This is a genomic window from Psychrobacter sp. 72-O-c (assembly GCF_904846605.1).
Classification (GTDB): domain Bacteria; phylum Pseudomonadota; class Gammaproteobacteria; order Pseudomonadales; family Moraxellaceae; genus Psychrobacter.
This window is the reverse complement of sequence record NZ_CAJHBI010000004.1, coordinates 67,157-80,166: the sequence shown is the minus strand read 5'-3', so window position 1 is coordinate 80,166 and position 13,010 is coordinate 67,157. Positions and strand designations below refer to the sequence as shown.

11 protein-coding genes are annotated in these 13,010 nt (G+C 41.3%); 1 reads left to right on the top strand and 10 read right to left on the bottom strand.

Going from position 1 to position 13,010, the window contains the following annotated elements:
* The first annotated feature begins 335 nt into the window (after nt 1–335).
* Nucleotides 336–941: a hypothetical protein gene (locus JMX97_RS02170; protein ID WP_201554763.1), complete on the top strand. Its 606-nt coding sequence runs from the start codon at nt 336–338 to the stop codon at nt 939–941.
* A 1-nt stretch (nt 942) separates the two neighbouring features.
* Here JMX97_RS02170 and JMX97_RS02165 read toward each other — a convergent pair whose 3' ends face one another.
* From JMX97_RS02165 to JMX97_RS02120, 10 genes are all read right to left on the bottom strand, one after another.
* A complete protein-coding gene (locus tag JMX97_RS02165) occupies nt 943–2,688 on the bottom strand; it encodes a hypothetical protein (RefSeq protein WP_201554761.1) in 1,746 nt (581 codons plus the stop codon).
* 78 nt (nt 2,689–2,766) lie between these two features.
* Entirely contained in the window at nt 2,767–2,955 is a 189-nt protein-coding gene (locus JMX97_RS02160) for a hypothetical protein (RefSeq protein WP_201554759.1), read from the bottom strand.
* A gap of 19 nt (nt 2,956–2,974) precedes the next feature.
* Nucleotides 2,975–3,718, bottom strand: a complete 744-nt coding sequence (locus JMX97_RS02155) for a type 1 glutamine amidotransferase (protein WP_201554757.1) — start codon at nt 3,716–3,718, stop codon at nt 2,975–2,977.
* A gap of 137 nt (nt 3,719–3,855) precedes the next feature.
* On the bottom strand, nt 3,856–4,749 hold the full coding sequence (locus tag JMX97_RS02150; protein WP_201554755.1) for an N-acetylmuramoyl-L-alanine amidase: 894 nt from the start codon (nt 4,747–4,749) through the stop codon (nt 3,856–3,858).
* A 224-nt stretch (nt 4,750–4,973) separates the two neighbouring features.
* Entirely contained in the window at nt 4,974–6,332 is a 1,359-nt protein-coding gene (locus JMX97_RS02145; RefSeq protein ID WP_201554753.1) for an APC family permease, read from the bottom strand.
* Nucleotides 6,333–6,555: 223 nt separating this feature from the next.
* On the bottom strand, nt 6,556–7,329 hold the full coding sequence (locus JMX97_RS02140) for an MOSC domain-containing protein (RefSeq protein ID WP_201554751.1): 774 nt from the start codon (nt 7,327–7,329) through the stop codon (nt 6,556–6,558).
* A 279-nt stretch (nt 7,330–7,608) separates the two neighbouring features.
* A complete protein-coding gene (gene rsfS, locus JMX97_RS02135; protein WP_201554749.1) occupies nt 7,609–8,022 on the bottom strand; it encodes a ribosome silencing factor in 414 nt (137 codons plus the stop codon).
* An 89-nt stretch (nt 8,023–8,111) separates the two neighbouring features.
* Nucleotides 8,112–9,032: a nicotinate-nicotinamide nucleotide adenylyltransferase gene (locus JMX97_RS02130; RefSeq protein WP_201554740.1), complete on the bottom strand. Its 921-nt coding sequence runs from the start codon at nt 9,030–9,032 to the stop codon at nt 8,112–8,114.
* Between the two features lie 250 nt (nt 9,033–9,282).
* A complete protein-coding gene (gene pta / locus JMX97_RS02125; protein WP_201554738.1) occupies nt 9,283–11,430 on the bottom strand; it encodes a phosphate acetyltransferase in 2,148 nt (715 codons plus the stop codon).
* A 79-nt stretch (nt 11,431–11,509) separates the two neighbouring features.
* Nucleotides 11,510–12,688, bottom strand: coding sequence for an acetate kinase (locus tag JMX97_RS02120; protein ID WP_227671412.1), 1,179 nt, complete (start codon nt 12,686–12,688; stop codon nt 11,510–11,512).
* Between the last annotated feature and the right edge of the window lie 322 nt (nt 12,689–13,010).

Here is a 13,010-nt window from a genome sequence, read left to right as displayed (position 1 = left end):
GGGGAGCTAATCCTGCTTTCCGCTCCTATCTTGGCTGCCCACTGGGGCGGAGCTAAGGCGAGAGGCGTTCCAACATTCGAGCGATCACCTCTAGCCAAACCCCCGCAACCCAGTGACCAACCAAGTATATCCGCTACAATCAGGGCTAAACCGCGCCTCAAGGCAACCATTTTGTGATAAATTAGTCTGAACCTTAAAGTTAGTCTTATCGGTGCGCTGGGCGCACCCTACGGACTATTCCTATGAGTCATCAAAGAAATGGCTTTGAAGATAAGAAATAATAAAATGCACTGTAGTTATGCTTAAAAATTTAGAGTAATAAAATTGGAGTATAAATGTCTATTAAAGGTCACGAATATACAGTTCAAAATGGAATGAATAGATCCAAAGTTGGCAAGACTTTATATTCTTTATCTACTATTTTGACAGCTCTTATTGTTTCGCAACTTATTAGATACCTAACATGGTTTGAGAGTGTTCCAACGTTAATTTCCACAGTTCTACTAACTATAATATCGTTCTATATCGTTTATAATTCCTTTAATAACTGGCTTTGGAAACTAAAGCCTATCTCAAAATTATTGAAGCTTCCAGATATATCAGGCAATTGGTCATGTAATGGTAAAAGTGATCATGAGAACTTTAATTGGTATGGAAAAGTTCAAATTACTCAAAGCTGGGATAAAATAAGAATAGTTTTAACTACAGAACAGTCTAGTTCAGAAAGCATTTCAGCGGCAATCACTTATGACGATATCCGCGGTTACAAACTAGTTTATAATTATGAAAATAGACCAAACAGTCTAGATGATACAAACCTAAGAACACATATAGGCTTCGTTGATTTAAACATAGGTAATGAAAACAATGTAGCCACTGGTCATTACTACAATGTTAGTGGTCGGAAGACATCTGGAAAAATTACTTGGAACAAGGAATAAGCTATTCTGTCAAGTAACTACTATCCATATCCTTATTTGGACTCAATCTTTGAGTTATGAAACGTATTTGTCCGACTTCAGATGTCAAACTTTCTATTCTGTCTAAGGCCTTATTCACCCTAACACATTGTTCTTCATTGAAATAAAATCGGTTGTCATCAATCCAATTTCTAGGCTGATTCAAATCTTCTAAGGTAGCATGTTCTAAGAGACTAATATTATGCTCAATTTCACTGAGGCTTATCATTGGTCTAAGCCTTGGAACAATATCTACCGTTTTATCATCAGACACAATAACTGCTAAGCGCTTTTTATTTTTAGTTGGATAGACATAACGTACGCCAGAGTTATACCTTGATCCTCTTGACGGTGTACACTCTGACATTGCATCTCCGTCTAGAATTATTCCAATACCGAAACAAACCCCTTTAGGGTTGATTATAACCGTGCCATCTATTCCACTCACTTGCTCTAAAAGGTCAGGAGTTAACAATACAGGTTTAATAGGCGTTCCGAGCCTAGCTAATCTTTTTACTTCAGTTTCAGCATCATCAGCAATTACTAGCATACTGCCACGATTTAAATTAGTGAGTGTAAGTACCAAATTTAAAATATTCTGTTTTTCAGTGTGAGTTGTATAGGGATATAATCTATTCAGATTATCAAGAAGCAATTCCTCTTGACCAGTACTAGAATAAAGGCGAGGCTCGTTGTATTGACTTTGTAGTAAAATAATATCACCACAAGAAATCTGCCAGTAATAGTGATCTAGAAATTCAACAATAAAAATCTTTTGATCAAAAAAATCGTAATCCTTTACTAAACTACCTAATCCATAAATATACTCATTATCGGCTATTAAAGAGAAAGTATTGGATGACATCTCTAAGACTTTTCGAACCCAACGTATGTTGTTGATAGGTACCGGGTCTTGAAACTCTAGAGAAAATATTATTGATGCATGTTTAGGGTCACTGATGATCATCTTACCCAAACTATGCACTCCCTCATAAAATAATGAAGAAATTAAATTAAGTGTTTCAAAAAGATTGGTAAAAGCGTATTTTTCATAAATAGCTATTGATGGTGTATACAGAAAGCTATCGGCAGCACTTCGTACTACTTCTCTAACTTCGATACTACTGCGTCCTCGCCCTGGATTTTCCGTCTGTAATAATTTACTGGCATCCTCTAACAATGTTTTCAAAACTGCTTCAATAAAACTTGAATAGCCTTGAGATAAATTCTTATTTTGAAAATTCTTCTTATCTAATGAAGGGTGCTTTTGAAAAATTTCTTTGGGAACTTGTATTACTGGGACAACATAATACCCTTCAACCAAAGTACTAAATCCAACGAATGATTCTATATCATTATCATTATCGTACAGTAATAAGGATTTTCTTACAGCTCTTGAAATAGAATCTCGTCTTATGTTTTCTGGTTTCTCCCTCATTGCCAGTTCATCGTTAGAATAAAACATATTTTTTAATGGATGGTTTTCTATTTCTTTTTTAACATCTTCTATTAAGCTACCAAAAATTTTTAAGTCCCATTTTCCATCTTCTGGCTCTATGCAGATTGGATAATTATTTTCAAAATCTGATGCAAGCACCCCAACAAGAAGCACCTCAAAATCAACATCATATAAGCCTATTTTTTCTAAAACCTTTTCAGTATTATACTTTAAAGAAAATCTGAAATGATTTTGATATCCCCACATGAAATAATTTATTGTTTTTCGCAATTAAAAGAGTTCCTTATTTTATTTTTGTCTTTCGGAGACACCTTGGATAAATAATTTTTTTTTGATAGCATCATTAAACTACTCATCTTCTAACGAATGCTCTTTCGCCTCCCTCCGAGCCTCAGCTATCAGCTCATGTATCTTCGCACTTTCTTTTAGCACACAAGTATCATACGCTGAGAGAGGTTGAGATTCCTGTTCTTCCTGCTCTTGTTTGGCTTTTTCTTCTAAATACTTCTCAAGGTCGTCTTGTTGCGAGTTACTCATAGTTGACTCCTCTTACTATTCAATTTTTAGCTATACGATTTAGCATGGCTGCTAACCTTGCGTTATTGTCTTTAATATACTTATTACCACCCTCTATTATCTCATCAGCTGATTGTACGGTTTTGGGATAGTTGATAAGTCCACTTTGTATGGCATTATGTCCATTCGCTACCATCTTGACGATACTTTCTTTGGTCACTTCAAAGTGACATTGCCAGCACATAATCCAAGTTCCAAGCTCTTTATGTAGCGGTGTTTGATAAATGAATCCTTGATTGACCCATGCTTCCGAAGTCGCAATAGCGGTTGCGCCTTGTGGACAGTCAAAACCATCACCGTGCCAATGAAATACGGTAAAATCTTGCTTTGGCAAATCTTGTAATAAAGGATGTGACTGACCTTCTTCCGTCAAGCGAACGGGCAGCCAACCGATCTCTTTTACACTAGATGGCTGGACGGTAGCACCCAAACAATGTGCGATAAGTTGAGCGCCCAAACAAACTCCGATAACCGTTTTTCCATTATCAATACTTTGTTTAACCAAGCATTTTTCATCTACTAACCAAGGATATTTTTCATCATCATGAACACTCATTGGCCCACCCATCACTATTAGCCAGTCAAAACTGTCGTGCTCTGGCAATAAATCATTATTATAAGATCGAGTATAACTGATCATATGATTATGGTTATTTGCCCATTGTTTGATGAAACTGAGGTCTTCATAATCCGTATGGAATAGGGCGTGGATGCGTAGAGTCATGGGGTACCTTTAATTAGAAACTACTTATACTTAGAAACCGCTTATGATTAAAAACCGCTTATTAATAGCGTAGGGAAGTTTACGTCTTGTCTGCCTTCTCTACTAGAATTTGTTAAAACTAACAAACCTTACGCCACTCAATAAAAATCATTGGTACCAGCATACTTCTTATTCAACGCCTTTAAAATAGCATAGGTTTCTAAGTCCATGGTCGCGGTTAAATGCTGCGGACTGAAATGCAGTTGAAACGCATAAATAACATCGTGACTGGCTTTATCCCACTCATCGCTATCATTGATTTGATAACCGTAGTCTCTAAATGCTTGCTTTATCTCGGGAATCGTTGCCGCTTCAAATTTATCCTGATTCATAAAAAGCTGTTTATCTTGCTCATCATACCAAGCGCCAATCCCATATTGCTCATATAGTCGTTGCCAAGGAAATTTAGCACCCGGGTCGATTTTGCGCGAGGGCGCCATATCGGAATGACCAATAATATTCTTTGGTGAGATGTCATATCTCAATGCCAAATCTTGTACCAGTTGGGCGACTTTTTTAATCTGTAACTCGTCAAACTCTACGTAGTGCTCGTAAGGATGGTAATCTTGGATACCTACTTTAAGTGCCTTTCTATACTCTGGTTTAATTCCATCATTGACAATTTCTATGCCAATAGAGGTATCATTTAGAATGGTTCTGCCCGCAAACCCGCCATCACCGGCATGCCAAGCGCGTTCACTTTCCGGCACTAAGTTATAAATTTTATCATCGTCATTATTTAGAATAAGATAGTGAGCACTCACATTACCGGTGGTTAATTGCTTTAGTGACCTAGTATTATCTCCGACCGTATAGTGCAAGATGATGGTTTTGATCCGTTCACTTTTACCAGTCGCTTGATAAGTTTCACTATCGATAATGTAACGCGGCTGTGTGGTTGAAACGCAGCCAATTAGGGGCATTGTTAAGAACAATGTTAGTAATGATGTCAGTGTTAATTTTGATGCAATTGGAGTGATATTTTTTGCCATGAAGTGCTCTGTATGAAAGGGAATGCTATAAAAAAATGACATAAAGGTAGCTATAGTCAAGTCAGAATAAAACAAGTCGTCAATAGCAACGTGCCACTGGCAAAAATTTTTCTGGCGTGCTGTTCGCAAGCGTGCTTCGAGCCTGCAAAAAATTCATACCAGTAGCACTGTATCGTTGTTAAATTGAATTGGCTATATTATTTCTTATATTAAATAGCTGTTTCTTAGGTGATACGGCCACTACCAACTGAAGGTATTTTTTTATAACCTATCGCCCCTAAAATTATGAAGAAGGCTAACAATATATAAGCATTTAATGACAAAGCAGCCGGTGAGAAAGGCAGCAACAGCAGGGATATAAAGATTACGCTGATAAAGACTGACAAATAATTTAACAGGCCAGCTTGCTGCTTTTTTCTCTCATTGATTAAGTCCGCTGTCGTTACATAGGCGAATCCGACAGTAATACCTAAGGAGGCCATAGTAACAATATCGAGTAAGTAGTTCCGGCCCAGCCAAGGCGAGAGCAGACAAACCAAACATATTAGTAGTACGGTTTTTTTCTTACTAAACTGCTGATTATTATCCGTAAAGATAGTAGGGAGTAAAGAGGACTGTGCCATAGATTCTAATAACTTGACTGAAGACAATATAAATCCATTGATACCGCTAAGTATTGAGCCAATCATAGCAATGGACAGCAGCCAAATTCCTAGGCTACCAACTCGGTTATCTATGCCTTCACCAGTAGCCCAATTACTATTTTTGATACTCTGGTAATCAAAATTCATGTTTAACGCGGTAAAGTAATTAATTAAAAAATAGAATAAAACACCAGCTACCAATGAAATCAATATGATGCTCTTTGTTTTAGTTTTCGAGTCGCTGATAGATTTAGATATCTGCGGCGTGGTCTCAAATCCAACATACGCCCAAGGCATCACCGCAAGAATAGGCAGCCAGGCAAAGTTGGTGATGGAACTTGTTTTCATATCAGTTGGCAAAAATGTTTGTGAAGTCGGAACGGCCCAAAGAGAGGCGAAGAAAAGTGCCGTTACAGAAAGAATCATGAGGAGCGCGATATATAATTGGATTTTGGCTCCGACTCTCATTCCTTTCAAATTGATATAGCTAAACAAAATGATAGCGGCACTACATAGCACTACTTCGCTGGCATAGACCTCCCAACCTGCAATAGTGTACAGATAACCCAGTTGTAAGCTACTAGGTACCAGATATCTTAATAGTAGCGCTACGGCTGATATATTTAGAGCGACAATAGAGATATAGCCTATCGCTACGCCCCAACCATAAATATAGGCGTGTTTTCTATTGATGTATTTCTCAATCCAATAGATACCACCTGACTCATGTTCTGGCGTTTGAGTGAGCAAATTAATATACGAGCGAGCTACCATATAGATGGCTAATGTGCCAATTATGATAGCTACAGAAGAGCCTAAGAGTTGCGACTGTGGCAAAAATAAATCGCCTGGCATCACATAAGCACCCCATCCTATAATCGCCCCTACGCTAATCGCTATCGCTTGCAGATAACTGATACTCTCAGTATTGTCGCTCATACAATCCTCTTCTAAAGCCAGCTGTCCAGTGCGAAAAAACACTCACTATGAAATCAGTTATGTACATAAAAAAACCTTTTATAGCAAAATTGGCTGTGTTCTAAAAATTAGATAAAGCTTGTCAGAGTTGATATTAATACAATTGAGGAAGATTTTTTGTCATGAAATGCTCTGTATGGAAGAATTGGTATAAAGAGATAATATAAAAGCTATGGTTTCCTAATCAATCCTTCCTAATCTTTTTCTTGAGCACGGTCTTCCAGCTGTCCTCCAAACACTCGATCGCCAGCCAAGGCTCAATAAATTCAGAATTAAATTTCTCTTTTGAATTAGACAGCTGCCACAGTCGCTCAAGAGTGGCGAACGGATAGGGACGCTCGATCAAATATACGGGTAAATCAGCAGCAATCACTCCATCACGAACAACTTCAAAATACCAGCCAGCGATACCTTGCTTAGTAATCCACGAAGCTATGTTAGGCACTTTAGTAAACTGTCCGATTTGGTCATTGATTTTGTAGCACGGTCGACGCGGTTGAACGATACGTAGCTGAACGTTATCACTATTATTCACCCGTTCATCACCATACTGCCCACCATATTGAAAAACGTCTCCAATACAAACCGTGGTCTCGTCCATATCAGGTAGACCATTAACGGCTTCGGTGGTGAGGTTTTCTCCCAACGTACCGATACGGACATTAAGGTCGAACTCTGCGTTAATGAGTCCATAAGTAGACGTAGGCATTTGATGTACTGCTTTTAATGGGCCGCCATGATGTTTACGATCGGCTTGCTCATCGGTGCTTAAGCCCATAAAATTAACAGCTACCGGTGCCTTAATAGGTGCTTTATCAATGGCGCTCATTTGCTCCCGAGTAAACGGCATCGCCTTACCTGCACGGACGTCGATTAAGGTAGCGATGTGAAGGGGCAGGGCTTGATTGAACTCAGCTATAACCTGTTGGGTGGGTGGTTTTATCGTTTCTGCGCTCATGGGGTGTCCTGTAGAGGGTAGCCTTTAAGAGAGGCTCTAAAAAATAGCCTTGAAGAATAGCTTTGATAAAAAAGTTATTTAATTAATGACGTTATCTTAGCGCAAACATTGGCATTTTTCAGCTTATTTGCTCCATATAAATTACCCAACCTGTTTATCAAAACGCTAGCACGCTACTATTTAATATCACAAAATGCAGGTATAAAAAAAGACCAGAATATTAATCTGGTCTTTTTGATTTTACACTACTGTCTTAATAAGCTGTTTTAATAAACAGTCTTATTTGTTTTTATTACGGCGACCGGCAGTTTTCTTTTCACGGGGTACCGCAACCAGCTCAGCAAGCTGTTCAGGTGATGACCATAGGCCTTCTAAGTCATAGAATTCGCGCGCTTGTGGGGTCATCATATGGACAACGACTGCGCCCAAATCAATCAAAGTCCAGTCGGAATCAACCCCGCCTTCGCGGCCAAGTGGCATAAATTCAGCTTCTTTGGCTTCAGCGCCAACACTATCAGCCATTGCACGGACGTGGCGTTTAGAAGTACCGTCAGCAATAACGATACGCTCCATTACGTCAGTTAGGTCTTCTACATTAAGAACGGTGATGTTCTTAGCTTTCATATCTTCTAGGGCAGTTTTGACAACGGCTAAGCATTCTTCTAAGCGTTCGTCAGTCATAGTAGTAATCATAAATATAGGTCTCTTGAATCGTAATTAATAATAAAATGATAAATGGTCATTTAACACGCTAAATGAAAAACGACAGCAATAAGGCAATTTTAACGGAATTGGGCAGCAGAATATAGCTGATGGGCGATAATATATTGATAAACCGCAGGATTTAGTAAATGAGTGAGATTATTGGGCTTATTACTAACAGTGAGGTCATCTGTTGGGAGTTGCTTGTGTCGTTGTTGACGAAGCTGTTTGCGTGTGTCGGTACTCGATATGGCGAGTACGGAGCGCGAGTCTATATAAATGCGTCCTTGAGCATTGCTTTTCAAGGGTTTATTGCCTTGGTGAGTAATGTTTTTGGACGAGCTATTTAATGGCTGCATTAAATCTAGCTGTGTTCGGGTGATTTGTGCTCGTAGTTGAATAGGCAGCTCAGCGGATAAAGTATTGAGATGTTGGGCAGAGAGATGTTGTTGGTTTTTGTCTTTATCAGTTGACGCCATTTTTTGTGAGACATCAGAGCTATTAATAAGGTTAGTAGCAAAGTTGCTAGCAAGGTTACTGCTACGGTCAAATACCCATAAATGCACATAATCAGTCAGCTGTAAGCCGTCCTTCCATTTCTCCAAACCACGCGCGCTGTCCATTCCCATAATAAATATCAGACTGTCATTCGGATAGCGTTGGCGTAGCGTACGGACGCTATCGATACTATAGACAGGTGGCGTTTGCCATAGTTCAAGCTCACTGACTTGTAGCGGTGTGTTTTGAATCGCAAGTGTCAGCATAGCAAGGCGATGTGCAGGATCTGTACTTTGCGTTTTAAACGGCGAGCATGCATTGGGTAACAAGGAAACATGAAGCAGGCGTTGTTGCTGCTCAGCAATAGGGAGCAGACTATGATAGACGTACATCGCCATCTGAATATGACCATTATGGACCGGATCAAATGAACCACCCAAATAAGCACGGATAGCCGGTGCTGTTTTGGAGGCGCTTTGTTTATTAGAATCAGTGTCTGGCATAGGTAGGTGAGCTAAATGAGTCAGAGGATAAAATTGTTGAGCAACGGTTTTAGACAACCATTGTAGAGGGCAGGCATGTGCTTGTCATCAACTGATGGCGGTTTATTAAGCAAACACCCATTAAAAATCCGGCCCTCATAATTATATGAGGGCCGGCCAGCTATAAGATAAGGGTTCAAGTTAAGCATTTGATAATAAATACGCTTAACGCTTAGTAACCAACTTAATAAATAACTTAGTAAATAAGGCCCTAAATCTCATCGCTATGCGCTTGGATAGCGGTCAGCGCGATGGTATAGATAATATCATCGACCAGAGCGCCACGTGATAAATCGTTCACTGGTTTATTCAAGCCTTGTAGCATAGGGCCGACGCTAATCACGTTGGCGCTACGTTGGACCGCTTTATAAGTGGTGTTACCAGTGTTGAGGTCAGGGAAGATGAAGACATTGGCTTGACCGGCAACTGGCGAGTCTGGCGCTTTTTGTTTGCCGACGCTCATCACTGAGGCGGCGTCATATTGCAATGGACCATCAACTGCCAATTCCGGGGCGCGTTCACGAACGATTTCGGTGGCACGAGTAACTTTTTCGACATCAGCGCCCGTACCTGAGGAGCCAGTTGAATAGCTAATCATAGCAACTTTTGGATCAATCCCAAAGGCGGCGGCAGACTGAGCGGACTGAATGGCAATCTCAGCCAATTCTTCAGCGGTCGGGTCAGGATTAATAGCGCAATCCCCATAGACCACCACTTGCTCTGGTAGCAGCATAAAGAAGACAGAAGACACCAAGGAGTATTGCGGTGCGGTTTTAATCAACTGAAATGCTGGGCGGACGGTGTTTGCTGTGGTATGTATCGCACCTGAGACCAGTCCATCCACTTCGCCTATCTGTAGCATGATAGTGCCCAAGAAGACGGTATCTTTGAGCTGTTCAGCGGCTACTACTTCGGTCGTTTTACCTTTACGGCGCTCAACTACAGCAGCAATGTATTTATTCATATCGAGGGTATCAGGATCAAGAATCTCAAGACCTTCGGGTAAGGTTAAATCGCGATTTTTAGCGACTTGTTCGACGTCAGCACGCTTAGCGAGCAGCACACAATCGGCGATACCACGGCTTTGGCAAATACAGGCAGCTTCTACCGTACGGGGCTCAGAACCTTCTGGTAAGACGATGCGTTTATTGGCATTTTGAGCTCTTTTGACGACTTGATGACGGAATGCCGCTGGCGATAAGCGCGGTGTATGATCAGCGCTGAAGTAGTCTTTGATCCAGCTTAAGTTTAAATGCGCTGCCACATAACGGGTGACTTCTTGCGCCCGCTCAATATCGTCGCTTGGAATTTCAGCACTCATATGCATCAGGCTTTGAACAGTTTCAAAGCTATCCGTCTCAACGCTCATTACTGGAATGCCTGTTTTGAGCGCCGTTTGCCACAATTCTGCCACAGTGGCATTAGGGGACACGCCGCCGGTTAATACCAGACCAGCGAGTGGAATACCGTTAATACAAGCCAGCGCTGCGGCTAATAATAAATCATCTCGGTCACCGGGTACTACTATGAGAGTACCACGCTTGAACACTTCGTCCACGCGTGCTACCGAACGAGCGGTTAGGCTGATATGATTGATACGGCGCGATTTTGCTTCCCCAACGTTCAGCCATGTAGCATCAAGCTCAGCGGCAATATCCCAAGTACGCGGTACGGATAGCGACTCGCTAAAAGGCACTACGCCAATCAAGCAGAACTGTTCTGTATTAAAATACGGCGACAGACGTTGAACCTCTTGCATAAAGCCTGGGTCTAAGCTAATCACCGCTTCACCTGGAGCAACCGGCTGAGTCTCAAAAGTATTCGGCACATCGTGTACACGCATTAAGATGCACCCTAAGGTGCGATCACTGGCCATGCCACCAAATTCACGAGCGTGCACATCGAGCTTATCCGCTAAGTGCGCCGGATTTTTGGTATCAACGGTGCTAACAAAGATGATTTTGGCATCTAAAGCATGGGCAATGGCGCGGTTAACTTGTGAGGCATAAGACGCTTCTGTGGTAGGCACTAAGCCCTCACAGATGACGATATCGTGGTCGTCACCGATAGTATGGTAGTTGACGACCACTTCTTCCATCAAGTCATCAAGATTGCCATCACCAATCATACGCTCGACGCGCTGACGGTTGATAGATTTAGGCGGGGTGAGGCCAAAGGCTTGCATGATCAGTGCGCTTGAGCTGTCTAAGCTGTTCTGTTTGTCGAGCGTATCATCTTGCAAAAATGGCTTCATAAAGCCAGCTTTAATACCGTTATAATCGAACGCCCGAATCAGACCGAGCGCCGCTGAGGTCACACCGATACCGCGACTGATAGGAACAAGTAAAATGGTTTGCATAGCGTATCCTATAATTTATTATATTTTTAAAGGTCTTTTATTATATCCTTAAGGGACGACTGTTTTTATAAAGTGCTGTTTATGACAGGCCCAATGCTTGACGTGTTTCTTGAGCAATTCGGCACTCTTCATCCGTTGGAATAACCCATAGCTCAACGCTACTGTCTTGATTTTGGAAGCTGCCCTCGCTACCACCGACAAGGGATGCATTCTTATCTTTATCAAACGTAATACCGAAGTGGCGCATGACGTTTAAGATACGGACGCGGGTGGTCGCTGAGTTTTCACCAATACCGCCAGTGAAGACAATACCGGTAAATTCAGGTAACGCACAGCTCAAGCTAGCCAGATACTTACCAACACGGTAAGAGAACATCTCAATGGCAAGTAGCGCATCTTTATGCCCTTCATTCGCCGCTTGCTCAACCGTACGTAAGTCATTTGATAAGCCTGAAATACCGAGCAGGCCACTTTCGCTATTAAGCATCTTGTCAATCTCTTCTAGACTCATACCAAGTTGACGCTTTAGGTGGATGTGTAAGCTAGGATCGACATCACCACTACGTGTACCCATCATTAAGCCTTCAAGTGGCGTGAGACCCATGCTAGTATCTAAACTTTTGCCGTCATAAACGGCAGCTGCTGAACAACCATTACCTAAATGAGCGGTTAGCCAACCATGTGGTCCTTTAGCTTCTGTGATCAGACTAGCACGCTCTGAAACATAGGCATGTGAGGTACCGTGAAAGCCGTAACGGCGGATTTTTTCTTCTTCATATAGAACTTTTGGAATAGCATAACGGTAGGCTACTGGCGGCATGGTTTGGTGAAAGGCAGTATCAAAAACCACCACCTGTGGAATATCAGGATAGATCGCTTGCACCGCTTCAATACCCAAAGCGTTGGCAGGATTGTGTAACGGCGCTAACACTTTCAAGCGTTTAACTTCTGCTAGCACATGATCGTCGACAAGCACGGCTTCTGAGTATTCACGGCCACCATGAACCACGCGGTGACCAACAGCAACGAAGTGATACTGTTCAAGTAGCTCAAGAATTTTTTGTAGCGCCAATTCATGACGACCACCTGGGATAGAGATTTCAAGCTTTTCGCCATCTAAGGTAGTGTGTTTAATACGAGCGGTGTCGAGGCCTAAGTTTTCAGCAAGACCAGTAATACGTGTGGATTCATCGTCGCTGATCAGTGCGTACTTAATCGAAGAAGAACCGCAATTAAGTACCAAAGCAGGATTGGTCAGTTTTGATTTATCAGTATTTTGGTCACTATTTTGGTCACTAAAAGAGGGGTTGGTTACGCTGTCGCTCATGCTCTATCCTTAGATTATGGGTAATTAGATTGTGCGTTATTAGGTAATGTGTCATTAGATTGTGTTTAATAAGTGGTGAATCATAGCGGATTAATACCCGCTGAACAAACGAAAACCAGCAGAGCTGCTATCAAAATGGCCCAAGCGATACCAAGCCTAAAAGCCTACTGATTGAAGATTATTCATCGCTTTAAGGATGTTAGTTTTAGCACTCTATCAAAACGATAAGTTCTAAGTATAATGTAACATATTT